This window comes from Arthrobacter agilis, from assembly GCF_030816075.1.
Lineage (GTDB): Bacteria > Actinomycetota > Actinomycetes > Actinomycetales > Micrococcaceae > Arthrobacter_D > Arthrobacter_D agilis_E.
Window position 1 is genome coordinate 720,134 of the sequence record NZ_JAUSXO010000001.1, and the last position, 23,987, is coordinate 744,120.

Below are 23,987 nucleotides of genomic sequence, written 5' to 3' on the forward strand. Positions count from 1 at the left end.
CGGCCTTCGGCGGGAGCGGGAGGAACCCGCTCGTGCTGTCCACGTACTCTTTGTACCCCGGACGGCCGGACCTACGCCTCCCCGCGCCATGAGGCCGGGCAGCGGACGGACCCGGCGGCGCAGGGTCAGGCGGTGATGCCGAGCGGATCCGGGGCACGGTACAGGGCGGCGGAGCGCTCGAGCACGCGGGCGTCGAGGGTGGCACCCGTGTCCTCCGCGAAGTGGCGGAGCAGGAAGGAGGTGCTCAGCCCGTGCCAGACGGGCAGGGTGCGGAACATGAAATGCCCGGCCCCGAGCATGCGGACGTAGTGGACGTCCCGGGCGACGGCCTGGGCGCGGCGGGCGAAGGACAGCGACGCCGCGGGGCTCGTCCAGCGGTCGGTGTCACCGTGCATGATGAGGACGCTGCGCCCGCGGACGGACTCCACCGGGCTCGTCGGCTCCAGCCACGGGGCGAGGGCGGCGACGGCGCGGACCTGCGGGTGCCCGGCCGCGTAGAGCGCGGTCAGTCCGCCCATCGAGTGGCCCAGGAGGTAGACGGGCACCGCGGGGTGCTGTGCGGCGATCCGGTCCAGCGCCCAGCGGGCGTCCACCAGGGCCGACTGGTCGGCGCCGTTCCACCCGCGGACCCTGTTGCGGAGGGCCCAGACGGCGAGGCCGTGCGCCCGGCCCCCGGCGGCGAGGCGCGCGGCGAAAGGACGCATGCGCAGCGGGCTGAGGTGCTGGGGCTGGACGGCGTCGAAACTCTCCGCCCGCCCGCCGTGCAGGACGAGCGCCACTGCGCGCACGCCGGTACGCGCCCCGCCGACCCGGACCACGGGATCCCTGTCCCCGGCCCGCGATGCCTCGACTGCCATGTGCCCTCCTCCTGGCGCCCCGGAAGGCGTCCGTCGTCCAGCGCTCCCGGGCCCTGCGCCCGGTCGCTCCTGCGTAGAATCTCAATCGGTGCCCGGCCGTCGGCAACCACCGGCCGGCTGCCACCCGTCCGCCGTCCGTCCGCCATTCGTCTGGTACCCGTCTGCATTGTCCAGCAATCGCCCGACCACCGAGGGAAGTCCGTGGGCCACAGCCACCTGCACGCCACCGAGAGTTCGGAGCCGTCGGCCTCCGCGATGGCAGCCCGGAGGCGGGCGACCGTGCTGCTCTCGGCCGTCCTCGTGCCCCTCGGGGTGGTCACCCTCCTCGCCATGGTGCTGCTCTGGCCGAGCGGGGACCGCAGCTCCCTGGACGTCGCGAGCCCCTACGCGACGGCGGAGGGGGTGAGCTTCGAGCGCGGGACGGTCCGGGAGGTCGGCCAAGGCGACTGCCCGTCCTCCCGCCCCACCGTCGACGCCGGCGGGACGGCCATGACCTGCACCATCGCGTACACCCGGCCGGCGTCCGGCGGGGGCGTCATCCCCGTCGAGGTCACCCCGGAACTCGCGAAGGCCAACGCGGTCGAGGCGGGCGACGAGATCCGCTACCTGGACCTCGCGGGCGTCATCCAGGGCGGGGCGGCGCCCTACGTCTTCGTGGACTTCGTGCGGTCGGTGCCCATCGTGGCGCTCGCCGTCGTGTACGCCGTCGTCGTGATCGCCGTCGCGCGCTGGCGGGGACTGCGCGCCATCATCGGCCTCGTGGGCGCGCTGGTGGTCCTGGCGCAGTTCATCCTGCCCGGCCTCGTCGACGGGAAGCCGCCCCTGCTGCTCGGTCTCGTGGGCTCGGTCGTCATCATGTACGGGGTCCTCTATTTCGCGCACGGTGTCTCCGCCCGCACCTCCACGGCCCTCCTCGGGACGGTCTTCGGCCTCGGCGTGACGGCGCTGCTCGCGGCCTGGGCCACGGACGCGGCCCACCTGACCGGGGTGGGGGACGAGAACGCCTACACCCTGGTGAACGGCGCCGACGAGCTGTCGATCTCCTCGATCATCCTGTGCGGCCTGATCATCTCCGGCCTCGGGGTCCTCAACGACGTGACCATCACGCAGTCCTCCTCTGTCTGGGAGCTGTACGAACTGGCACCGGACACGTCGGCGCGCCGGCTCTTCGCGTCCGCCATGAGGATCGGCCGCGACCACATCGCGTCCACCGTCTACACCATCGCGTTCGCCTATGCGGGGGCGGCGCTGCCCGTGCTGATCCTCGTCTCGCTCTACGACCGCGCCCTGCTCGACACCCTGACCAGCGGCGAGCTCGCCGAGGAGGTCGTGCGGACGCTGGTCGGGTCGATCGGCCTCGTCCTGGCGATCCCGCTGACCACGGGGATCGCGGTGCTCGTGGTGAAGTCCGTCGCCCCAACGACGGGCCGCCCCCGGGTCCCGGCCGGCCGGCACAACCACGCCGCGGGCGGGGGCGGGGGCGCGACCCCGGCGGTCCTCGCCGTCGAGGGCGCCGGGACGCTCGCCCCGGGCCAGCGGCTCGTGGCGCTCGGCGAGCGGCGCCGACGGCCCGTGGAGGAGGAGGACGCATGACGAACGCATGGCGCAGGGCGGGCAAGGCCGGCCGGGAGCGCAGGCGCACAGCGAACAGCGGCCCCGGATTTGCGGGCCCTTGCGACAATGGAGAGGTGACCGCAGTATCGACCCTCCCCGCTCCCACCGGCCCTGCCGGTACCGGCGACGCCCTGGACGCACCCCACGGCGCCCTGAAGCTCGACCTCCCGCCGCTGACCCTCGGCGACATCACGGTGACCACCCCCGTGATCCTCGCGCCCATGGCCGGCATCACCAACAAGGCCTTCCGCCGGCTGTGCCGCGAGTACGGCGGCGGCCTCTACGTGTCCGAGATGGTCACCTCCCGCGCGCTCGTGGAGCGCAGCCCGGAGTCCCTGCGGATCATCTCCCACGACGACGACGAGAAGGTGCGCTCGGTCCAGCTGTACGGCGTCGACCCGAAGACGGTGGGTGCCGCGGTGCGCCTGCTCGTGGAGGAGGACCGCGCCGACCACATCGACCTCAACTTCGGCTGCCCGGTGCCGAAGGTCACCCGCAAGGGCGGGGGAGCGGCCCTGCCGTGGAAGCTCGACCTGTTCACGGGCATCGTGCAGACCGCCGTGCGCGAGGCGTCGAAGGGCAACGTCCCGCTCACCATCAAGATGCGCAAGGGCATCGACGAGGACCACCTCACGTTCCGCGAGGCGGGGAAGATCGCCCGCGACAGCGGCGTGGCCGCCGTCGCGCTGCATGGCCGCACCGCGTCCCAGTTCTACTCGGGCACGGCCGACTGGAACGCGATCGCCGAACTGCGCGAGGCCCTGCCGGACATCCCCGTGCTCGGCAACGGCGACATCTGGAGCGCCGAGGACGCCGTGCGCATGGTGCGGCAGACCGGCGTCGACGGCGTGGTCATCGGCCGCGGGTGCCAGGGACGGCCCTGGCTGTTCGGCGACCTGATGAACGCCTTCGAGGGCAGCGCGTCCCGCTACCGGCCCGGGCTCGGGCAGGTCGCCGACACCGTCTACCGGCACGCCGAGCTCCTCGTGGAGACGTTCGGCAGCGAGATGATGGGCCTGCGGGACATCCGCAAGCACATGGCCTGGTACTTCAAGGGCTATATCGTCGGGGGCGAGCTGCGGGCGAAGCTCGCCACGGTCCCCACGCTCGAGGTCCTGCGCGGTCTCCTCGACGAACTCGACAAGGATTCGCCCTACCCGGGCCAGGATGCCGAAGGTCCCCGTGGCCGTGCCGGCTCCCCGAAGCGGACGGCCCTGCCGGAGCACTGGCTCGACGGCCGGGTCCTCAACGAGGCCCAGCAGGCGGACATCGCCGCCGCCGAGGTGGACGTATCCGGAGGCTGAGCGGGAGCCCGGGAACTCGCGTGCTCCCCGTGCTCCCCGGCGTCTGCCCGTCCACATCCTAGGACGCCGGCATACCAGCACACACACGTTGCGCTAGAAAGGCATCATGAGCTTCCCCCAACCGTCCGCCGACTCCGGCTACAGCTCCTCGGACACCGCGCGCTGGGTGGAGGAGCCGCCCAAGAGCTCGCACCGCACCGACTTCGAACGCGACCGGGCGCGCGTGCTCCACTCGTCCGCCCTGCGACGCCTCGGCGCGAAGACGCAGGTCGTGGCGCCCGACACCGACGACTTCGTCCGCACCCGCCTCACGCACTCCCTGGAGGTCGCGCAGGTGGGCCGCGAACTGGGACGGACGCTCGGGTGCGATCCGGACATCGTGGACACCGCGTGCCTGGCCCACGACCTCGGGCACCCGCCCTTCGGGCACAACGGCGAATCGGCCCTCAACGACATCGCGCACGGCATCGGCGGCTTCGAGGGCAACGCCCAGACCCTGCGCCTGCTGACCCGGCTCGAGCCCAAGGTCCTCGCGCCCGACGGCAGCCCCGCCGGCCTGAACCTCACCCGCGCGAGCCTCGACGCCGCCTGCAAGTACCCGTGGACCGCCGCGTCCGCGCCCGTGATCAGCGGCCAGCGCACCACGAAATTCGGTGCGTACGACGACGACCTCCCCGTGTTCGACTGGCTCCGCGACGGCGCCCCGGAAGGCCGCTCGTGCCTCGAGGCGCAGGTCATGGATCTCGCCGACGACATCTCCTACTCGGTGCACGACGTCGAGGACGCGATCGTCGCAGGGCACCTCCAGCTCAAGTGGATGGACAGCGCCGACGCCCGCGCCCGCGTGGTCGGCTACACCCAGCAGTGGTACCTCCCGGGCAGCGACCGGGCCGCCGTCGATGCCGCCCTGGCCCGCCTGGAGAAGACCCCGGTGTGGGTCCGCGAGGCGGACGGCACGCGCCGGTCCATGGCGGCGCTGAAGAACATGACGAGCCAGCTGATCGGCCGGTTCTGCCTCAGCGCCATGCAGTCCACGCGATCCATCTACGGACCGGACTCCCTGACCCGCTACAACGCGGAGATGGTGGTACCCGAGGAGACCGTCTTCGAGATCGCCGTCATGAAGGGCCTCGCCACCACGTACGTGATGACGACGGACCACCGCCAGCCCCTCTACGAGCGCCAGCGGGAGATCCTCGCCTCCCTTGTCGCCCAGGTCCACGCCGACGGCGACCGCTACCTCGAACCGATGTTCGCCGCCGACTGGCGCGAGGCCCCCGACGACGACGCCCGCCTGCGCGTCGTCATCGACCAGGTGGCCTCCCTCACCGACGCCTCCGCGCTCGGTCTCCACGAGCGCATCGTCGGGCCCGTGCCCGCGCTCTGGTAGGAGCTCCCGGCTCCCGGCGCGCCCTGCCCGGCATCCGGTGATGCCCGCCGTCGTGCCCGGCGAGGTGTTGCACACATCCGCTCCCGCGCCGGTCGGGGTGTCGGTGGGGCGGGCCTAAACTGGGGTCATGGCCGGACTCATCAAGCGTGAAGACATCGATGAGGTACGCCAGCGCACCGACATCAAGGAGGTCGTCGAGGCCTACGTGACCCTGAAGTCCGCGGGCATCGGCTCGTGGAAGGGACTCTGCCCCTTCCACGACGAGCGCTCGCCGTCCTTCCACGTCCGGCCCCAGATGGGCTCCTACCACTGCTTCGGCTGCGGCGAGGGCGGCGACGTCATCTCCTTCGTGCAGAAGCTGGACCACACCTCCTTCAGCGAGACGGTCGAGAAGCTCGCGGCGCGCATCGGCTTCGAGCTGCACTACGAGGACGGCGGCACCGGCCCGCGCCGCGAGGACGTGGGCAGGCGGCAGCGCCTGCTCGACGCCCACAAGATCGCCGCCGAGTTCTTCCGCGACCAGCTCCTCACGCAGGGTGCCGCGACCGCGCGCCAGTTCCTGCAGGAGCGGGGCTTCGACCGCGCGGCCGCCGAACAGTTCGGCGTCGGCTACGCACCCCAGGGCTGGGACACGCTGCTGAACCATCTCACCGGGCGCGGGTTCACGCTCGACGAACTCAAGCTGACCGGCATGTTCAGCGCGTCCTCGAGCAACGCCGGCCGCTTCTACGACCGCTTCCGCGGGCGCCTCATCTGGCCCATCCGCGACATCACCGGGGACACCGTCGGGTTCGGCGCCCGGAAGCTCTACGAGGACGACCAGGGGCCGAAGTACCTCAACACCCCCGAGACCTCGCTCTACAAGAAGTCCCAGGTGCTCTACGGCATCGACCTCGCCAAGCGGGAGATCGCCAAGAACCGGCAGCTCGTCGTCGTCGAGGGCTACACCGACGTCATGGCCTGCCATCTCGCGGGCGTCGGCACCGCCGTCGCCACCTGCGGCACGGCGTTCGGCACGGACCACATCAAGATCGCCCGCAGGCTCCTGTCCGACGACGGCACCGGCGGCGAGGTCATCTTCACGTTCGACGGCGACGCCGCGGGCCAGAAGGCCGCCCTGCGCGCCTTCGAGGAGGACCAGCGCTTCAACTCGCAGACCTACGTCGCCGTGGAGGCGTCCGGCGCCGATCCGTGCGAGCTGCGGCAGACGCGGGGCGACGACGCCGTCCGCGAGCTCATCGCGGACCGCCGGCCGCTCTTCGAGTTCGCGATCAAGGCGTCGTTCGGGAACTTCGACCTCTCGTCGGGGGAGGGGCAGGTCAAGGCGCTCCGGCACGCCGCGCCGATCGTGGCGCAGATCCGCGACGTCTCCCTGCGGTCCACCTACACCCGCGAGCTCTCGCGCTGGCTCGGCATGCAGTACGTCGGGGAGGACCAGGTGGCCCGCGCCGTCGCCGCGGCGGCCCGCCGTGATGCGGGCGCGCCGTCCGGTGCCCGCCAGCGTACCCAGCAGGGCCAGCAGGGTCAGCCGGGCCAGCAGGGTCAGCCGGGCCAGCAGGGTCAGCCAGGCGGGGGTACCGGAGCCGGCGAGACCAGTACGGCCTCCGAGCTGTTCTTCGAGCGCCCCGATCCCCGGGACCCGATGGCGCGCATGGAGCGCGAGGCCCTCGAGGTGGTGCTGCAGCAGCCCACGCTGCTCACCGAGGCCCAGTGGGAGAGCTTCTCCACGTCCCGCTTCACCGTCCCCGTGTACGAGGCGCTCCACAACGCCGTCCTCGCGGCAGGAGCCGCCGGCACCGAGCTCTCCCGCTGGGTGGAGTCGGTGCGGGAGGGTGTCCCGGACGTCCTCCGCCCGCTCGTCAGCGAACTGGCGGTCCGTCCCCTGCCGGCGAAGGACGCCGACGCCATGGTGGTGTACTGCCGCGACATCCTGAACCGGCTCACCGAGCTCCGTATCACGCAGCGGAAGGCCGAGAAGCTGGGGCAGCTCCAGCGCATGGATCCCGCGGCCGACCCGGTGCTCTACAACCAGTTGCAGCGCGACCTCATGGAGCTCGAGATGCAGCGGCGCCTGCTCCGCGAGGACTAGCCCGGCGCCGATTTCACTTCGCTCCGGAACGTATGTAGAGTAATACTCGCGCTTTCCTCCGTAGCTCAATTGGCAGAGCATTCGACTGTTAATCGAAGGGTTAAACTGGTTCAAGTCCAGTCGGAGGAGCAGATGAGAGGGTCCCCCACCAGCGGAAACGCCGGTAGGGGACCCTCTTCTTCATCCCGCACCCTCTTCATCCCGGGGGCCCTGCGCGGCGGGCGGAGCCCGGTGCAGCTCCGCCCGTTCCCGGGCGCGTAGGAGGCCGGCGGGCGCGTGGAGGCCCCGCAGGGCGTGGGAGCAGGCGCCGGCCGCGTCAGGGCGTGTCAGAGGCCCGGCGTAGGCTGTGCCCCATGGAGACTGACAGCACGGACAAGCTCATCCTGGTCACCGGCGCCACGGGGTACATCGGCGGCCGGCTCGTCACCAAACTCGTCGCGGACGGGCGCCGGGTCCGCGTCATCGTCCGGTCACCGCAGAAGCTGAAGGACGTCCCGTGGGCATCGTCCGTCGACATCGTGCAGGGTGACCTGCAGGACGTCGACACCCTGCGCGAGGCCAGCCGGGGCGTGGACACCGTCTACTACCTCGTGCACTCGATGGGCTCGGGCCGGAACTTCGACGCGCGCGAGGCGGAGATCGCGTCGACGGTCTCCCGGGCGGCCACGGAGGCCGGAGTGCGCCGCATCGTCTACCTGGGCGGTCTGCACCCCGACGGCGTGGAGCTCTCCACCCACATGCGCTCACGCACCGGGGTGGGGCGGATCCTCCTCGAGTCCGGTACGCCGACCATCGCCTTCCAGGCCGGGGTGGTCATCGGGTCCGGCTCGGCGTCCTTCGAGATGATCCGGCACCTCTCCGACGTCCTGCCCGTGATGCCCGCACCCAAATGGGTGCTCAACCACATCGAGCCCATCGCCGTCCGCGACGTCATCCATTACCTCGTGGGCGCACTCGATCTCCCCGTGGACCTGAACCGGACGTTCGACATCGGATCCCGCGAGGTGCTCACCTATGCCGAGATGATGAACCAGTACGCCGAGGCCGCCGGCCTCCCGCGCCGGCGGATCCTCGCGCTGCCCGTCCTCACCCCGCGTCTCGCCGGTCACTGGGTGAACCTGGTCACGCCCATCCCGCGGGCCATGGCGATGCCGCTCATCGAGTCGCTGCAGCACGACGCCGTGCCGTCCGAACACGACATCGACCAGTACATCCCGCAGCCGGAGGACGGGCTGACGGGATACCGACGGTCCGTGGACCTCGCGCTCGGGAAGATGCGCGCAGGGGAGGTGGAGACGAGCTGGGCCGGAGCGTCCCAGCTGCCCTCCGAGGCCGATCCGCTGCCCTCCGACCCGCAGTGGGCGGGCCACACCGTCTACACCGACGTCCAGACGTACAGCTCGACCGCCTCGCCCGCGAAGCTGTGGAGCGTCGTCGAGGGCATCGGCGGCGAGAACGGCTGGTACTCCTGGCCCGTCGGCTGGGCCGCCCGCGGCTGGATGGACAAGCTGGCCGGCGGCGTGGGGCTCCGCCGCGGACGACGGGACGCGAGGGAGCTCCTCACGGGGGAGGCCCTCGATTTCTGGCGCGTGGAGGAACTCGTGCGCGGTGAGCGGCTGCGGCTCCGCGCGGAGATGAAGGTGCCCGGCCGTGCGTGGCTGGAGTTCCGCGTGGAACCGGAGGGTTCGGGCAGCGCCTACTTCCAGCGGGCCGTCTTCTTCCCGCAGGGCCTGTCCGGGCGGCTCTACTGGCTGGCGGTGCTGCCGTTCCACGGGTTCATCTTCTCGGCGATGGCCCGCAACATCGCGCGGGCCGCGGAGGCGCTGCCCACGGAGTCCGAGCCCGCCGCCGCCTGACGTCCCTGACTGGCCTGGCCGGCCCTGCGGACCGTGCCCGCGCTACTGCAGTGCGGGCACGGTGCGTGGCCGGACCACCGTCCACAGGAACACCACGCCCAGCGCGATGCAGGAGGCCATGATGAGCGCCATCGGGGTGGCAGTCTCGATGCCCTCGCCCAGCAGGCCGACGAGCGGGGAGATGATCCCGGCCGTCCCGAACGTCACCGCACCGAGCAGCGAGGCGGCGGTGCCCGCCTGCGCCCCGTTGTTGATGAGCGCCAGCACCTGGACGCACGGGAAGATGAAGCCCGTCGCCATGATGTAGAACCACAGGGGGATCGCCGTGCCCCAGAAGCCGAGGCCCAGCTGGTCGAAGGCCAGGATGAGCATCGCCATGACGAGCTGGACGACGGTCGCCGTCGCGATCACCCACTGGGGCCCGACCCGGCGGAGCACCCGTGAGCTGACCTGCACGCCGGCGACGATGCCGAGGGAGTTGATGGCGAACAGCAGGCCGTACTGCTGCTCGTTCAGCTCGTACGGGCCCTGGAAGAGGAACGGCGACGCCGACAGGTAGGAGAACAGCCCGGAGAAGTTCATGCCGCCCACCAGCAGCACGCCGATGAAGATCCTGTCGCTCAGCACCGCGCGGTACCGCTGGGCCACCGTCAGGCCCGACCGGCGGCGGTTCTCCTTCGGCAGGGTCTCGATGATGAACAGGCTCACGGCGATGATCACCAGCACGCCGTAGCACGCGAGGAACCAGAAGATGCCAGGCCAGGGGAAGAGCAGCAGCAGCTGCGAGCCGATCACCGGGGCGAAGATGGGCGCCATGCCGTTGACGAGCGCCATGTAGGACAGCATGCGCACGAGGGTGTAGCCGCCGAACAGGTCGCGCACCATGGCCATTGCCACCACGCCGCCGCCGGCCGCGCCGATGCCCTGGAGCACCCGGAACAGCATGAGCACATTGATGTCGTCGGACGACGCCGCGCCGATCGAGGCGCCGACGTGCAGGGTGGTCGCCAGGATGAGGGGGACGCGCCGGCCGATCTTGTCGCTCAGCGGGCCCACGAGCAGCTGCCCGGCCGCGAAACCGATGATCGTCCCCGTGAGGGTCAGCTGCACCGCCGCCTCGGTGACGCCGAGGTCCGACTGCAGCGCAGGGAACGCCGGGAGGTAGAGATCGATCGTGAACGGGCCGAGGGCCGTGAGGGTGCCAAGGATGAAGACGTAGACGATCTTCTCGCGACGGGAGAGGGTGTCGCCGGGGTGGGTGAGGGTACTCAAGATGCTGCCTTACGGAACGGGCGGGAACAGGACGGGATCGGCATCGACCGCAGCGGCCCGGCGACGACGGCGGAGCGGCTTCCAGGGAGCGACCGGCAGCTCCAGAGAGCAATTTGGTTGCTAAGGCGAATCAATGGTTCTTTCATCTTATGGCCCGCGTCAAGCCTCCGGGCCATCGGAAGCCGGGGATCCTGACGCGGATCCTGCTGCTAAGCACGCTTCCGATTGACGTAGGGTGATGAAGGAGACACGGGACGAGCAGGAAGAGCGGTAGATGAGCGGGAACGGCACCGAACCTGAGGCAGAGCAATCACCGAAGCACCTCGCACGGGTCATCGCGATCACGGTCGCAGCGGCCGTCGGAGGTCTCCTGTTCGGGTTCGACACCGCCGTCATCAACGGAGCCGTCGATTCCATCCAGGGCGAGTTCGACCTGAGCCCGAGCGTCCTCGGCTTCACCGTCGCCATCACCCTGCTGGGCTGCGCGGCCGGCGCCTGGTTCGCCGGCGGGCTCGCCGACCGGTGGGGCCGCAAGAAGGTCATGGTGGCGGCGGCGATCCTGTTCGCCGTCAACTCCGCGGGGTCCGCCTATGCCTTCTCGGAGTGGGACCTGATGGCCTGGCGGCTCGTCGGGGGCCTCGCCATCGGCATCGCATCCGTCATCGTCCCCGGGTACATCGCGGAGATCGCGCCGTCGAAATGGCGCGGCGGGCTCGCCTCCGTCCAGCAGCTGGCCATCACGGTCGGCATCTTCGCCGCCCTGCTCTCGGACGCATCCCTCGCCAACGCCGCGGGGAGTGCCGACGGCGAGTTCTGGTGGGGCCTGGCCGCGTGGCGCTGGATGCTCCTGGTCGGCGTGATCCCCGCCGTCGTCTACGGGATCCTCGCACTGGTCATCCCCGAGTCCCCGCAGTTCCTCATCCGGGCGGGCCGCGACGCCGAGGCCGCGCGCGTCCTCTCGCGGGTCTCCGGCGTGAGCGACACCGACGGCAAGATCGGCCAGATCCGGGAGAGCTTCGAGCGGGAGGACCGGGCGAGCTACCGCGACCTGCGCGGCCCGGCGTTCGGACTCCAGCCCATCCTGTGGGTCGGCATGGCGATCGCCGCGCTGCAGCAGCTGGTGGGCATCAACGCGATCTTCTACTACTCCACGACGCTGTGGAAGTCCGTCGGCTTCAGCGAGAGCGATTCCTTCACGACGTCCGTGATCACCTCGGTCATCAACGTCGCCATGACCTTCGTCGCCATCTTCTTCGTCGACCGCGTGGGGCGCCGCCGGCTGCTCCTCATCGGGTCCGTCGGCATGACCGTGGGCCTGCTCGCCGCGACGCTCGCCTTCCTGCAGGCCGAAGGCACCGGGGAGGAGCTCACCCTGCCGGGAGCCTGGGGTCCCATCGCGCTGGTCGGCGCGAACCTCTTCGTCATCTTCTTCGCCGCCACCTGGGGCCCGGTCATGTGGGTGACCCTCGGCGAGATGTTCCCCAACCGCATCCGCTCGATCGCCCTCGGCGTGGCCACGATGGTGAACTGGGTGTTCAACTTCATCGTCACCCTCACGTTCCCGTGGGTCAGCGAGAATCTCGGTCTCTGGATCATGTACGCGGCGTTCACCGTCTTCGCCGTCCTGTCGTTCATCTTCGTCCGTACCCGGCTCCCCGAGTTCACGGGCAAGGACCTCGAGGACAACGCGGAGCTCTCCACCGCGTGAGCACGGCCTCCCCGCGCCTACCCCATGCGGGCTGCTCGCGGTGCCCTGATCGCACGGTGGCCACCCCGCAGAATCGGGGCGCACGCCCGGTGGTAATTTTGGTTCAGCCAATGTCCAGCAACACACTCACGAATGGAGGCAGGGCCTATGAACAGCTCGGCTAGTACGCGCGGCAGGCGGTCCACGGGCTCGCTCTCGCTGTTTGGACTCATCAGGCTCCTCGCGCGCCTGACCCCGCGCCAGGTCAGCGACGAATTCTCGATCGCCGTCCAGCAGATGAAGCAGAAGGGGATCAAGGCGGGGATCGCCGCCGCGTTCCTCGTCGTCGCGCTGGTCTTCGTGCTGTTCTTCGCCGTGGCCCTGATCGTCGCCGCCATCATGGGACTGGCCGAGGTCCTGCCCGCGTGGCTCGCCGCCCTGCTGGTCGCCCTGCTCTTCCTCGTGATCGCCGGCGTCCTCGCGCTGATCGGCGTCTCGCGCCTCAAGAAGCAGCTGCCCCTGGTGCCGGAGGACGCCATCCGCGGCATCCGCTACGACCTCGGCGTGCTGAAGGAGGGCCGCAGCTTCGATCCGGCCACCCTCGACGTCAAGAAGCCGAAGCCGGACAAGGACCGCAAGGACGACGACGCGAAGGACGCGAAGCCCAAGGAGCCCACGCCGTCGTACGAGGAGCTGCGTGGCCGTTCCGGGGAGCGCCGCTCGCACATCGCCGAGGCGAGGGACTCGCTCGGCGCCCGCGCGGACGTCAAGGCCCGGCTCGGCAAGGCCCGCCACAGCTCCGCCCAGGGCACCCCGCAGGCGGGCGGCCCCACGGGCAACCGTGTCGCTGCGGTCGCCGTGCGACGGGATGTCCCGCTCAACACGACGCTGGCCGACCGCTGGAAGCCCCTGAGCGTGCTCGGCGCGTCCGTGGTCGCCATGCTGGTGATGCTGCGCAGGCTCCTCAGCAAGTAGGGCCGCAGCACGTAGGACCGCAGCACGGAGGACCGCAGACGAGGCGGCCGCCCGTCCGTGACGACCGCAGGAGGCTGCGGTGGTCACGGAGGAGCGGTCGCCTGCCTGCATAATGGGGTGGGGAGGCACGGGTGATGGATTCGATCGGCGCGGGGGCACGGACCGGTAGTGGGGGCACGGAACTCGCGACGGTGTGGACCCTGCCGAACCTCATCACGATCGTCCGGTTCCTCGGCGTACCGCTGTTCGTCTGGTTCATGATGCACCAGCGGTACGGGGCCGCGGTCCTCGTCCTCGTGGTCGTCGGCTCCACCGACTGGGTGGACGGCTTCGTCGCCCGGCGGCTGAACCAGGTCTCCACGGTGGGGAAGTGGCTCGACCCGCTGGCCGACCGCACGGCCATGATCGTGGTGGCCGTCGTCTTCGTGGTGGCCGGCATCACGCCGGCCTGGTTCGTGTGGGCCATCGTCATCCCGGACGCCATCCTCATCGTCAACGCACTCGTCCTCTTCCACGGACCCCTGCACCTGCCCGTCATCACGGTCGGGAAGATCCGGACCGCGCTGCTGCTCGTGGGGGCGCCGCTGCTCCTGCTGCACCGCGTCGAGGGATTCGGCCAGGACTGGATCCTCGTCGTCGCCCAGGGGCTGCTCGCCGTCGGGTGCGTGCTGCACCTCGTGGCGTTCTCCGCCTACTTCCGTGCGGCGCACCGCACCTACCGGCTGGAGCAGGCCGAGCAGCAGTCGTGCCCGTCCTAGCCATCGCGCTGGCGCTGCTCGGCGCCGTCTTCCTCGCGTTCGGAGCGCAGCGCCAGGGCAGCGCCGTGCGGGCGAACACCGGCGGCCTGTCCCTCTCCTCGTCCGGTTTCACACGCCTCCTCACCAACCCGCGGTGGCTGCTGGGGCTGTTCCTGCTCGGCGCCGGTACTGCCCTCAACGTGGTGGCGCTGTCACTGGCGAGCCTGACGGTCGTGCAGCCCATCGGCGCGATCGCCCTGGTGATCACCACCATCGTCAACTCCCGCGACCAGGGCATCCGGATCAATCGGCCGACCGTCGCCGCGATCACCGCCTGCGTCACGGGCAGCGCCCTCTTCGTTCTCCTCGCGGTGAACGTCACCCGCGAGAACCACGCCATCGACCCCGCGCAGGAACTCTCGGTGGTGCTCCTGCTCGGCGCCGCCGTCGTGGTGTTCGGCTCCCTGGCCGTGGTCGGCCGGCACCGGCTCAACGCGTTCGCCTACATCCTCGGGGCGGGTGTCCTCTTCGGCTTCGTGGCCGTCCTGACGAAGGTGATCGCCGGCCACCTGCTCGATCCCAACGGCCGGTTCCTGCTGAACGTCCCGATCCTCACCCTCGTGGCCCTCGCCGCGGCCGCCGCCCTCGGGTCCTGGTTCGTGCAGAGCGCCTACGCCACCGGCCCGCCCGATCTCGTCATCGCCGGCCTCACGGTCATCGACCCCATCGTCGGCATCGCGGTGGGCATCACCATCCTCGACGAACTCCAGCCCGATGTCCGAACCGTGACCGCCCTGGGCATGGGCGCGGCCGCGCTCGTTGCTATTGTTGGGGTCGTTGCCCTGTCGCGCCATCACCCGGACGTCGTCAAGCGGCAGCGCTGACCCGACCCGTTCCAGTTCCGTCCAGCACACCGACGTAGGGATTCACGCGTGAGCCACCCGGCTGATTCCAAGCCCCTGACCATCCTGATCGCCGCGGACACCTATCCGCCCAACGTGAACGGGGCGGCCCAGTTCGGGTACCGGCTGGCGAAGGGCATGACCGGCCGCGGCCACGACGTCCACGTCCTCGCGCCCCGCGCCTCGAACGGCAGGAGCTTCACGGAACCAGGGGGCGACTGGACGGTCCACCGCCTCCGCTCCCACAGCGTCCCGACCCACGACTACTGGCGCATCTGCTACCCGTGGGAGATCCGGCGGGACATCAGCATGCTGTTCGACCAGGTGCAGCCCGACGTCGTGCACATCCAGTGCCACTACATGGTGGGGGAGTACACGCTGTACGAAGCGGTGCGGCGCGGCATCCGCGTGGTCGCCACCAACCACTTCATGCCCGAGAACCTCAACCCGTTCCTGCCGTTCCCCGAGTGGTTCAAGAAGGTCATCGCCCGGAACTCGTGGAAGGACATGGGCAAGGTGATGGGCAAGGCTGCCGCCGTCACCACCCCCACGCCCCTCGCGGCGAAGGCCATGCGCGACCACGCCTTCCTGACCGAGGTGCTGCCGGTGTCCAACGGGATCGACTCCGCGGCCTACGAGCTGCAGCCGGGCGAGGTCGTCGAGCCCCACGAGCATCCGACGGTCCTGTTCGTCGGCCGCCTGGCCGAGGAGAAGCACGTGGACGTGCTGATCGACGCCGTGGCCGGGACCCCGGAGCACCTGAACGTCCACCTCGAGATCGTCGGAGGCGGGGAGGTGAAGCAGGCGCTGCAGGCGCAGGCCGCCCGCCTCGGCATCGCCCACCGCGTCACCTTCCGCGGCCTGATCGACGACGGCGAGCTGCGCAAGAGCTACATCCGCGCCTCCCTGTTCTGCCAGCCGGGGACCGCCGAGCTGCAGTCGCTGGTGACCCTCGAGGCGATGTCGGCCTCGACGCCGGTCCTGCTGGCGAACGCGATGGCGTTGCCGCACCTGGTGTCCGACGGCGAGAACGGCTATCTGTTCACGCCCGGCAGTTCCGAGGAGCTCGGTGACCGGATCACGCAGATCCTCGAGCTCTCGCGGGAGGACCAGCAGAAGATGGGTGCCGCCAGCCGGAGGATGGTGGGCAAGCACGACATCAACACGACCCTCGAGATCTTCGAGGGCCTGTACTACGGGACGCTGTCGCCGAAGGACGTCGCCGGCGGCATGCCCACGGCCCGGGAGGCCGGCGGGACCGAGCGGCACCTCCGCATACAATAGGACCTGCGCCGGCGGCCGGAGGATGATTCCGGAGCCGGACCACCGGGGTGCCACGCCCCTCGGGGCTGTAGCTCAGCTGGTTAGAGCAGCGGACTCATAATCCGTTTGTCCTGGGTTCAAGCCCCAGCAGCCCTACTCCTGCGTCGACCGACGACCCGACGCGCCACGCACAGGACCGCGCCACCTCATCGAGGGGGCGCGGTCCTGTTTAATGCCGGCCCTCGCCCTGGCGCCCGCAGCTCCACTGGCGCCCTAAGTTACCGGCGGGTAACATATTGCTGAGCGCAGCGAGCGCCCGCCGCATGGCCCACCTGTTCGAGTGAGATCTGGTCGCCGACGACCGGAGCGAAGGAATTCCGATGAGCAAGACGTCGATCGATGTGAACAATCTGCCCTACGCCGACGGCGACTTCTACGCTTTCGAGGAGCTGATGTCCGACAAGGAGCGCTCCCGCCTCGAGGAGATCCGCGCCTGGCTGGCCCGCGAGGTCCGCCCGAACGCCGTCGACTGGTGGAACAGGGCCGCCTTCCCGATGGACCTCATCCCGAAGCTCGCCGACCTGGACCCCATGAGCCCCGTGCACCGGCAGGGCTACTCGAACCTGTTCGCCGGGATCACCCACGCGGAGTTCACGCGCGCCGACACCTCGATCGCCACGTTCATGGGCGTGCACGACGGCCTCTTCACCGGGTCGATAGAGGCCCTCGCCTCGAAGGAGCAGCAGGAGGAGTGGCTGCCGGACATCTACGCGATGAAGAAGATCGGCGCCTTCGGCCTCACCGAGCCGCTCGGCGGCTCCGACGTCGCCGGCGGCACCCGGACGACCGCCCGTCGCGACGGGAACTCGTGGGTGCTCAACGGCGCCAAGCGCTGGATCGGCAACGCCACCTTCTCGGACTGGGTGGTCGTCTACGCACGGGACCTGGCGGACAACCAGGTCAAGGGATTCATGGTGGACACCGCCACGCCGGGCTTCAGCGCCACGAAGATCGAGAACAAGATCGCCCTGCGCACCGTGGAGAACGCGGACATCGTCCTCGACGACGTCGTCGTGTCCGACGACTTCCACCTCAAGGGCGCCAACAGCTTCCGGGACACCAACAAGGTCCTCAAGGTCACCCGGCTCGCGGTCGGCTGGCAGGCCGTGGGCCAGCAGCTGGCCGCATTCGACGTCGCCCGCCGCTATGCGGTGGAGCGCGAGCAGTTCGGCCGGCCGATCGCCAGCTTCCAGCTCGTGCAGCAGCAGCTCGTCCAGATCCTCGGCAACGCGATGAGCTCGATGGGCATGATGGTCCGCCTGTCGCAGCTCGAGGACGCGGGCAAGGCCAAGGACGAGCAGTCCGCGCTCGCCAAGGCCTTCACCACCGCCCGCATGCGCGAGAGCGTCGCTGCGGGGCGCAACATCCTCGGCGGCAACGGGATCGTCGCCGACTACGAGATGGCGAAGATCTTCTCCGACGCCGAGGCCGTGTACTCCTACGAGGGCACGCAGGAGATCAACACGCTCGTGGCCGGCCGGTCGATCACCGGGATCGCGGCCTTCGTCTAGTCCCGGGTCCCGGCCCTGCGTCGAGTGACAGCAGGTATGGCGGGCGCCCCGCGACGTCCGGAGGTGAGCCGCGTCGGTTCCGTGTGTTCTCCCACCCGTCGAGCGGCAGGAGGACCGACGGGCGCCGGTCCATCACGAAGGACAGCGGGTCCACGTACTCGCCGTCCACGCGCACGCCCCAGTGCAGGCAGGCCGTCCCGCAGTGACCCCGGGGGAGGGCGTCGGGTCCGGCGCCCTCGATGCCGGCGACCACCTCGCCCCCGGTGACACGCCGGCCCTTCACCAGGGGAGTCGTCACCGGCTCGAAGCTGCTGATCCGTCCACCGCCGTGATCGATCGACAGCACGCCCCGGTCCACCACCGTGCCGGCGAAGGACACGATGCCGTCCGCGGGGCTCAGCACGGGGGTCGTGGCTGTTCCGACTGCCAGATCGACCCCGCGGTGGCCGCGCTGCCACGGCCGGGGCGGCCTCTCGAACGGGCGGAGGACCGCCGGGGGAGGCGACAGCGGCCAGGACCACTCGGGGACGAACTCTGCCGGCACCGGGCCGGGGGACAGGCGCCGGCCCGCCGGCGGGCCGTCCTGCGCGAAGGCCGCGGACCCGCCCGTCCCCGCAGGAACCAGCACGACGACCAGCAGGCCCAGGAGCAGCTCGGTCAGGGCCCGGCGCCGCAGGCCGCGCAGCACGCGCAGCACGCGCAGGGCCGCCGGCCGTGCACGCCCGCGGGGTGCACGGCCGGCCTCCACATGCTGCGGGGCCGGTCGTCGCGCGTACCCGCGGGAGTGGGGCCGGGCCCGGACGGATTCATCCATGCGCAGATCCTGCAGCACCCGAACCGCCACGTGGCGTGCCGGCGGCGTATGTGGACAGGACGCCGGCCGCCACAACGGCCTCCCGGCGGTGCCCGGGCTGCCCGCCGGGCGACGGATCCGGCACCGCCCCTGTAGTACACTTGACCGAGCAGTCTGCTGCTCCCTCCTCCCGGTGTCTCTGGCATCGACGCGGTCCGGGATCGTCAGGCTGACTACGCGTGCCCGCGATTCAGCGCCCTCGAAGAACGCTGAAGTGCCTTCCCCACGGTCCGGTGAGAACCGGTACGGGAGGGAACGTCCCGATGACGACCGGGCACCAGGACGTACCGGCCACCCCGGCCTGTACTGAGATAACCGTCAACAAGCTTCAGGCAGCGCACTGCGCCAGAGCCGAAGCTGAAGAAAGGCAGAACATGCCAGTCGTAACCATGCGCCAGCTGCTCGACAGCGGCGTCCACTTCGGTCACCAGACCCGCCGTTGGAACCCGAAGATGAAGCGCTTCATCTTCACCGAGCGCAACGGCATCTACATCATCGACCTCCAGCAGTCGCTGTCCTACATCGACCGCGCCTACGAGTTCGTGAAGGCCACCGTCGCCCACGGCGGCACCGTCCTCTTCGTCGGCACGAAGAAGCAGGCCCAGGAAGCGATCGCCGACCAGGCGACGCGCGTCGGCCAGCCGTACGTCAACCAGCGCTGGCTCGGTGGCATGCTCACCAACTTCCAGACGGTGTCCAAGCGCATCCAGCGCATGAAGGAACTCGAAGAGATCGACTTCGACGACGTCGCCGGTTCGGGCCACACCAAGAAGGAGCTCCTGCTCCTCAAGCGTGAGCTCACCAAGCTGCAGAGCAACCTCGGTGGTATCCGCAACCTGACCAAGGCTCCCTCGGTCGTGTGGGTCGTCGACACCAAGAAGGAACACCTCGCGATCGACGAGGCGAAGAAGCTCGGCATCCCCGTCGTCGCGATCCTCGACACCAACTGCGATCCCGACGAGGTCGACTTCCCGATCCCGGGCAACGACGACGCCATCCGCGCCGTCAACCTGCTCACGCGCGTCGTCGCCGACGCCGTGGCCGAGGGCCTGATCGCCCGCCACAACCGCTCCGGCAACAACGAATCGGCCGTGGCCGACGAGCCGATGGCCGAGTGGGAGCGCGAGCTCCTCCAGGGCAACGCCGCCGAAGCACCCGAGGCAGCGACCGCCGCTCCCGAGGCGACGGAGACCGCCGCTCCCGAGGCAGCGGCTCCCGCCGCCGACGAAGCCCCTGCAGGCCTGCAGGCTCCGATCGCCGAGGAAGTCCCCGAAGCAGTAGCTCCCGTCACGGAAGCCGCAGCAGACGACGCCAAGTAGTACCCAGTGCGTAAGGGGTGTGGGTCAAACCATGCCCCTTACGCATGTTCCGCGGATGATCACCGCGAACCGTTCGTACCGCGGGCCGTGGCCCGCGCAAGCTTGTCGTAGATCCACATCAACTTAGGAGTTCGTATGGCAAATTTCACTGCCGCTGACATCAAGGCCCTGCGTGAGCGCACGGGCGCCGGCATGATGGACGTCAAGAAGGCCCTCGACGAAGCCAACGGCGACGCCGACAAGGCCCTGGAACTGATCCGTATCAAGGGCCTCAAGGGCGCGACGAAGCGCGAAGGCCGTTCGACCGCCGAGGGCCTCGTCGCCGCGCGCGTCGACGGCACCGTCGGCGTCATGGTCGAGGTCAACTGCGAGACCGACTTCGTCGCGAAGGCCGGCCCCTTCATCGAGTTCTCGAACAAGGTGCTCGCCGCGGCCATCGAGTCCGGCGCGTCCGACGTCGAGAGCCTCCTGGCGTACGAGCTCGAGGGCAAGCCCGTCTCCGAGCACGTCATCGAAGCCGGCGCACTGCTGGGCGAGAAGGTCGACGTCCGTCGCATCGCACGCGTCGAGGGCCAGATCGTCGACGCCTACCTGCACAAGACGTCCAAAGACCTCCCCGCCCAGGTCGGCGTGCTGTTCGCCGTCGAGGGCTCCGGTGACACCGCGGTCGAGGCCGCGCACGACGTCGCCGTGCACATCGCCGCGTACTCGCCCACCTACCTGACCCGCGAGGACGTCCCCGCGGAGCTCGTCGAGTCGGAGCGCCGCATCGCCGACGAGACCGCACGCGCCGAGGGCAAGCCCGAGCAGGCCCTGGCGAAGATCGTCGAGGGACGCCTCACCGGCTTCTTCAAGGAGGGTGTCCTGCTCGACCAGGCCTTCGCGAAGGACGCGAAGAAGTCCGTCGCCACGGTCCTCGCCGATGCCGGCGCCAAGGCCACGGCCTTCGCCCGGTTCCGCGTCGGAGCCTAGGCACCAGGTCCGGTCCGAAGTATGAAGGTGAAGGGCGGCCGCCGGTCAGGTGGCCGCCCTTTCCTGCGCCCGGGAGGCGCACCGTATCCTGTAACGGGTCCGGCAACATCCCCACCGCTCGCACCCCCGGCCGTCCGCTCAGGAACGGCCCCCAGTTCTACGCCCGGGAGGCACCCCATGGACACCACCTCGACTGCTGCGACGGACGGCTCCGGACGCCGGCGCCGGGTCCTCCTCAAGCTCTCCGGGGAGGTGTTCGGCGGCGGCAAGCTGGGCGTCGATCCGGAGACCGTGCGCTCCGTGTCGAAGCAGATCGCCGCCACCGTGGGTGACGTCGAAGTGGCCATCGTGGTCGGTGGCGGCAACTTCTTCCGCGGCGCCGAACTCTCCCAGAGCGGCATGGACCGCTCGCGCGCCGACTACATGGGCATGCTCGGCACAGTGATGAACTGCCTGGCGCTGCAGGACTTCCTCGAGCAGGCAGGCGTCGAGACGCGCGTGCAGAGCGCCATCACCATGGGCCAGGTGGCCGAGGCCTACATCCCTCGGCGTGCCATCCGCCACCTCGAGAAGGGGCGCGTGGTCATCTTCGGCGCCGGCGCCGGCCTGCCCTACTTCTCCACCGACACCGTCGCCGCCCAGCGCGCCCTCGAAGTGCACGCGGACGAGGTGCTCATGGCGAAGAGCGGTGTGGACGGCGTCTACACCGCGGACCCGCACAAGGACCCGACGGCGGAGAAGCTCGACACGCTGTCCTACGACGAGGCCCTGCGCCGCGACATCCGGGTGATGGACCAGACCGCCATGACGATGTGCAAGGACAACAAGCTCGCCATGGTGGTCTTCGGTATGGAGGGCGAGGGCAACGTCACCCGTGCCATCCGTGGCGAGAAGCTCGGCACCCTCGTCACCGCCTGAGCCGGCCGGGAGGATCCGCGGGACGGATCCGGACACGGCCCCACCCCGGCGGCGCGTGGCCTAGCCGGTCCGGCCGGGCGGGGCAATGCCGCCCGGCCCGCGCCGGGGGGAGGCACCCCGTTGAACTAGGATTGAACACTGGAATGGTTGCCGGGCAGCCGACTGCAGAGCGAAGGAGCACATTGTGATCGAAGAGACCTTGCTGGAAGCCAACGACAAGATGGACAAGGCCGTGGAGGTTGCAAAGGACGATTTCGCGACGGTCCGCACGGGCCGCGCCAACGCCTCCCTGTTTTCCAAGGTGGTCGTCATGTACTACGGCGCTCCCACCCCGCTGCAGCAGCTGGCCTCGTTCCAGAACCCCGAGGCACGCACGCTGCTCATCACCCCGTTCGACCGCACCGCGCTCAACGACATCGAGCGGGCGTTGCGTGACTCCGACCTCGGGGCGAACCCGTCCAACGACGGGAACGTCATCCGGGTGGTCCTGCCCGAGCTGACGCAGGAGCGCCGCAAGGAATACGTGAAGCTCGTGAAGACCAAGGCCGAGGACGCCAAGATCTCCGTGCGCAACATCCGCCGTAAGGCGAAGGACGGCATCGACAAGGCCGTCAAGGACGGCGACGCCGGCGAGGACGAGGGCTCGCGCGCCGAGAAGGAGCTCGACGCCCTGACGAAGTCCCGCGTGGACCTCATCGACGAGCTGCTGAAGCGCAAGGAAGCTGAGCTGCTCGAGGTCTGATGGCTGACCTCGATCCTCCCGGCGCGGACCTCGGCCCGGCTGCCAGGTCCGACGCCGGGACAGACAACGCCCGCGGCGTCGCCACCGCCCCCGTCGCCCCGCCCGCCCCCGGCTCCCGCAGGGCCCTCCGCGCCGCACGGCTGTCGCATCGGCTGTTCCGGCGCAGGCCCCGGAAGCCCGGGGAGGCATCCCGTGCGGGCCGGAACCTGCCGGCCGCGATCGGCGTCGGTGCGGCCCTCCTGATCCCCACCCTCGTGGGACTGCTGTTCTTCCCGGTCGTCTTCGTCGGCATCGTCACCCTGTTCGCCCTGGTGGGCGTCTGGGAGACGTGCCGCGCCCTCGAGCTCCGGCGCATCCATGCGCCCCTGGCGCCCACTCTCGCCGGGACGCTGGTCCTCCCGTTCGCCGCGTACTTCGGCGGCGGTGAGGGGCTCGCCCTCGCCACCGTCCTCTCCGTCCTCGCCCTGTTCATCTGGCGCACGGTGGACCCGGCACCCGAGGCCGGCAAGGGACTCATGGCCGGGACGTTCACCCTGCTGTGGGTGCCCTTCATGCTGAGCTTCGCGATGATCCTGATGCGCTCGGAGGGCGGCTTCCTCGTCATCGCGACGCTGCTGCTGCTTGTCGTGGCGAACGACACGTTCGGGTACCTGATCGGAGCATTCTTCGGCAAGCACGCGATGGCTCCCAAGATCAGCCCCAAGAAGTCCTGGGAGGGCTTCGGCGGGTCGATCGGCGGGGCCTTCGTCGTCGGCGGGCTCTGCTCCGTCTTCCTGCTGGGCCAGCCGCTGTGGGTGGGGCTCGTGCTGGCGGTGGCCATCGTCGCGTCGGCGACCGCAGGGGACCTCGCCGAGTCGATGATCAAGCGGGAACTCGGCGTCAAGGACATGGGGAACCTCCTCCCCGGCCACGGCGGGGTGATGGACCGCCTCGACTCGATCGTCCTGGCCTCCCCGATGGCCTACCTGCTGTCCGCTACATTGGTTCCGGGGTTGCTGTAACCGCAGGTCAGAAGGCACCCCGGAGCCGCCGGCTCCCGCAAGGTCTCACGAGGGTTTGATCAGAAGGACTGAATACGATGCATGTGGCTCGCCCGGGCAGCTCTCCGTTCGCGCGCGTCGGGCGCACCGAGTTCGGCTACAACACGCGCCAGGTGGATAAATTCCTGACGAAGGCGCGCGGCTACTACAACGCCGAGAGCCCCGACAGCGACACCATCACCAGCAAGGACGTCCGTGCCATGGCGTTCGACCCGGCCAGGGGCGGCTACGAGCCGCAGGCCGTGGACGCGGCGCTTGACCGGCTCGAGGACGTCTTCGCCCTCCGGGAACGGGACCACCTCATCCGCACGGAGGGCGAGGACGCCTGGCTGCGGCAGATCGGCCGGTCCGCCGCCGTCCTCCGCAACCGGCTCCACCGGCCGGCGGGGGAGCGCTTCCGGCGCCCCGACAGCAAGAACGCCCCCAGCTACGACGTCGAGGACGTCGACCGATTGTGCGACGAACTGCTCCGGTACCTCGAGCAGGAGGTCCCGCTGAGCGTCGACGTCGTCCGGCGCGCGGTGTTCCGGGAGGCCCGCGGGGCCGAGGGGTACGAGGAGAACCAGGTGGACGTGTTCCTGGACCGCGTCGTGGAACTCATGGCGGGCATCGACTGACCTTCCCGA

The 23,987-nt window shown here is 70.1% G+C and carries 20 protein-coding genes and 2 tRNA genes; 19 read left to right on the top strand and 3 right to left on the bottom strand.

Going from position 1 to position 23,987, the window contains the following annotated elements; translation table 11 throughout:
- Positions 1 to 125: 125 nt before the first annotated feature.
- On the bottom strand, positions 126 to 857 hold the full coding sequence (locus QFZ50_RS03120; RefSeq protein ID WP_307081820.1) for an alpha/beta hydrolase: 732 nt from the start codon (positions 855 to 857) through the stop codon (positions 126 to 128).
- Between the two features lie 201 nt (positions 858 to 1,058).
- Here QFZ50_RS03120 and QFZ50_RS03125 point away from each other — a divergent pair, with 201 nt between their 5' ends.
- The 6 genes from QFZ50_RS03125 (at position 1,059) to QFZ50_RS03150 (ending at position 9,110) form a co-directional block, all read left to right on the top strand.
- The gene (locus QFZ50_RS03125; RefSeq protein WP_307081825.1) at positions 1,059 to 2,450 is read left to right on the top strand and encodes a YibE/F family protein; all 1,392 of its coding nucleotides are present in this window, start codon (positions 1,059 to 1,061) and stop codon (positions 2,448 to 2,450) included.
- A 95-nt stretch (positions 2,451 to 2,545) separates the two neighbouring features.
- Positions 2,546 to 3,775, top strand: coding sequence for a tRNA dihydrouridine synthase DusB (gene dusB / locus QFZ50_RS03130; protein WP_373462240.1), 1,230 nt, complete (start codon positions 2,546 to 2,548; stop codon positions 3,773 to 3,775).
- A gap of 106 nt (positions 3,776 to 3,881) precedes the next feature.
- Positions 3,882 to 5,165 (top strand): deoxyguanosinetriphosphate triphosphohydrolase, encoded by a 1,284-nt coding sequence (locus QFZ50_RS03135; RefSeq protein WP_307081827.1) that lies wholly within the window; start codon positions 3,882 to 3,884, stop codon positions 5,163 to 5,165.
- A gap of 127 nt (positions 5,166 to 5,292) precedes the next feature.
- Entirely contained in the window at positions 5,293 to 7,254 is a 1,962-nt protein-coding gene (gene dnaG / locus QFZ50_RS03140) for a DNA primase (RefSeq protein WP_307081829.1), read from the top strand.
- Between the two features lie 54 nt (positions 7,255 to 7,308).
- Positions 7,309 to 7,383, top strand: a tRNA-Asn gene (locus QFZ50_RS03145).
- Positions 7,384 to 7,607: 224 nt separating this feature from the next.
- Positions 7,608 to 9,110 carry an SDR family oxidoreductase gene (locus tag QFZ50_RS03150; RefSeq protein WP_307081830.1) on the top strand — a complete coding sequence of 501 codons (1,503 nt, stop codon included), beginning with the start codon at positions 7,608 to 7,610 and terminating at the stop codon, positions 9,108 to 9,110.
- A gap of 42 nt (positions 9,111 to 9,152) precedes the next feature.
- Here QFZ50_RS03150 and QFZ50_RS03155 read toward each other — a convergent pair whose 3' ends face one another.
- Positions 9,153 to 10,382, bottom strand: coding sequence for a multidrug effflux MFS transporter (locus QFZ50_RS03155; protein WP_307081832.1), 1,230 nt, complete (start codon positions 10,380 to 10,382; stop codon positions 9,153 to 9,155).
- 274 nt (positions 10,383 to 10,656) lie between these two features.
- Here QFZ50_RS03155 and QFZ50_RS03160 point away from each other — a divergent pair, with 274 nt between their 5' ends.
- From QFZ50_RS03160 to QFZ50_RS03190, 7 genes are all read left to right on the top strand, one after another.
- Complete coding sequence (locus tag QFZ50_RS03160) at positions 10,657 to 12,090, top strand: sugar porter family MFS transporter (protein WP_307081835.1); 1,434 nt, start codon at positions 10,657 to 10,659, stop codon at positions 12,088 to 12,090.
- Between the two features lie 147 nt (positions 12,091 to 12,237).
- Complete coding sequence (locus QFZ50_RS03165; protein ID WP_307081837.1) at positions 12,238 to 13,044, top strand: phage holin family protein; 807 nt, start codon at positions 12,238 to 12,240, stop codon at positions 13,042 to 13,044.
- 134 nt (positions 13,045 to 13,178) lie between these two features.
- Positions 13,179 to 13,802 (top strand): CDP-alcohol phosphatidyltransferase family protein, encoded by a 624-nt coding sequence (locus QFZ50_RS03170; RefSeq protein WP_307081839.1) that lies wholly within the window; start codon positions 13,179 to 13,181, stop codon positions 13,800 to 13,802.
- A complete protein-coding gene (locus QFZ50_RS03175) occupies positions 13,790 to 14,665 on the top strand; it encodes a DMT family transporter (RefSeq protein ID WP_307081841.1) in 876 nt (291 codons plus the stop codon). The genes QFZ50_RS03170 and QFZ50_RS03175 overlap by 13 nt, the downstream gene beginning before the upstream one ends.
- Before the next feature lie 48 nt (positions 14,666 to 14,713).
- Complete coding sequence (locus tag QFZ50_RS03180) at positions 14,714 to 15,967, top strand: glycosyltransferase (RefSeq protein ID WP_307081843.1); 1,254 nt, start codon at positions 14,714 to 14,716, stop codon at positions 15,965 to 15,967.
- Positions 15,968 to 16,028: 61 nt separating this feature from the next.
- Positions 16,029 to 16,102: transfer RNA gene (locus QFZ50_RS03185), tRNA-Ile, on the top strand.
- 224 nt (positions 16,103 to 16,326) lie between these two features.
- Positions 16,327 to 17,517, top strand: coding sequence for an acyl-CoA dehydrogenase family protein (locus tag QFZ50_RS03190; RefSeq protein ID WP_307081845.1), 1,191 nt, complete (start codon positions 16,327 to 16,329; stop codon positions 17,515 to 17,517).
- Here the strand turns inward: QFZ50_RS03190 and QFZ50_RS03195 are convergent.
- Positions 17,492 to 18,331, bottom strand: a complete 840-nt coding sequence (locus QFZ50_RS03195) for a M23 family metallopeptidase (protein WP_307081847.1) — start codon at positions 18,329 to 18,331, stop codon at positions 17,492 to 17,494. The two genes, QFZ50_RS03190 and QFZ50_RS03195, sit on opposite strands and share 26 nt — an antisense overlap.
- 413 nt (positions 18,332 to 18,744) lie before the next feature.
- Here QFZ50_RS03195 and rpsB point away from each other — a divergent pair, with 413 nt between their 5' ends.
- The 6 genes from rpsB to QFZ50_RS03225 all read left to right on the top strand — a co-directional run bounded on the left by rpsB (position 18,745) and on the right by QFZ50_RS03225 (position 23,978).
- Entirely contained in the window at positions 18,745 to 19,689 is a 945-nt protein-coding gene (gene rpsB / locus QFZ50_RS03200; RefSeq protein ID WP_307081849.1) for a 30S ribosomal protein S2, read from the top strand.
- Positions 19,690 to 19,824: 135 nt separating this feature from the next.
- Positions 19,825 to 20,661, top strand: coding sequence for a translation elongation factor Ts (gene tsf, locus QFZ50_RS03205; protein ID WP_307081850.1), 837 nt, complete (start codon positions 19,825 to 19,827; stop codon positions 20,659 to 20,661).
- A gap of 177 nt (positions 20,662 to 20,838) precedes the next feature.
- On the top strand, positions 20,839 to 21,579 hold the full coding sequence (pyrH, locus tag QFZ50_RS03210; protein ID WP_307081852.1) for a UMP kinase: 741 nt from the start codon (positions 20,839 to 20,841) through the stop codon (positions 21,577 to 21,579).
- Positions 21,580 to 21,763: 184 nt separating this feature from the next.
- Complete coding sequence (gene frr / locus QFZ50_RS03215) at positions 21,764 to 22,321, top strand: ribosome recycling factor (RefSeq protein WP_307081854.1); 558 nt, start codon at positions 21,764 to 21,766, stop codon at positions 22,319 to 22,321.
- The gene (locus QFZ50_RS03220) at positions 22,321 to 23,322 is read left to right on the top strand and encodes a phosphatidate cytidylyltransferase (protein WP_307081856.1); all 1,002 of its coding nucleotides are present in this window, start codon (positions 22,321 to 22,323) and stop codon (positions 23,320 to 23,322) included. The genes frr and QFZ50_RS03220 overlap by 1 nt, the downstream gene beginning before the upstream one ends.
- A gap of 77 nt (positions 23,323 to 23,399) precedes the next feature.
- Positions 23,400 to 23,978, top strand: coding sequence for a DivIVA domain-containing protein (locus QFZ50_RS03225; RefSeq protein ID WP_307081858.1), 579 nt, complete (start codon positions 23,400 to 23,402; stop codon positions 23,976 to 23,978).
- The last annotated feature ends 9 nt before the right edge of the window (positions 23,979 to 23,987 follow it).

What these genes read in the sequence shown, in the direction of transcription:
- QFZ50_RS03120 (WP_307081820.1), bottom strand. Translation starts at nt 857, where the DNA reads ATGGCAGTCGAGGCATCGCGGGCCGGGGACAGGGATCCCGTGGTCCGG.
- QFZ50_RS03135 (WP_307081827.1), top strand. Translation starts at nt 3,882, where the DNA reads ATGAGCTTCCCCCAACCGTCCGCCGACTCCGGCTACAGCTCCTCGGAC.
- dnaG (WP_307081829.1), top strand. Translation starts at nt 5,293, where the DNA reads ATGGCCGGACTCATCAAGCGTGAAGACATCGATGAGGTACGCCAGCGC.
- QFZ50_RS03150 (WP_307081830.1), top strand. Translation starts at nt 7,608, where the DNA reads ATGGAGACTGACAGCACGGACAAGCTCATCCTGGTCACCGGCGCCACG.
- QFZ50_RS03160 (WP_307081835.1), top strand. Translation starts at nt 10,657, where the DNA reads ATGAGCGGGAACGGCACCGAACCTGAGGCAGAGCAATCACCGAAGCAC.
- QFZ50_RS03165 (WP_307081837.1), top strand. Translation starts at nt 12,238, where the DNA reads ATGAACAGCTCGGCTAGTACGCGCGGCAGGCGGTCCACGGGCTCGCTC.
- QFZ50_RS03170 (WP_307081839.1), top strand. Translation starts at nt 13,179, where the DNA reads ATGGATTCGATCGGCGCGGGGGCACGGACCGGTAGTGGGGGCACGGAA.
- QFZ50_RS03190 (WP_307081845.1), top strand. Translation starts at nt 16,327, where the DNA reads ATGAGCAAGACGTCGATCGATGTGAACAATCTGCCCTACGCCGACGGC.
- QFZ50_RS03195 (WP_307081847.1), bottom strand. Translation starts at nt 18,331, where the DNA reads ATGGATGAATCCGTCCGGGCCCGGCCCCACTCCCGCGGGTACGCGCGA.
- rpsB (WP_307081849.1), top strand. Translation starts at nt 18,745, where the DNA reads ATGCCAGTCGTAACCATGCGCCAGCTGCTCGACAGCGGCGTCCACTTC.
- tsf (WP_307081850.1), top strand. Translation starts at nt 19,825, where the DNA reads ATGGCAAATTTCACTGCCGCTGACATCAAGGCCCTGCGTGAGCGCACG.
- pyrH (WP_307081852.1), top strand. Translation starts at nt 20,839, where the DNA reads ATGGACACCACCTCGACTGCTGCGACGGACGGCTCCGGACGCCGGCGC.
- QFZ50_RS03220 (WP_307081856.1), top strand. Translation starts at nt 22,321, where the DNA reads ATGGCTGACCTCGATCCTCCCGGCGCGGACCTCGGCCCGGCTGCCAGG.
- QFZ50_RS03225 (WP_307081858.1), top strand. Translation starts at nt 23,400, where the DNA reads ATGCATGTGGCTCGCCCGGGCAGCTCTCCGTTCGCGCGCGTCGGGCGC.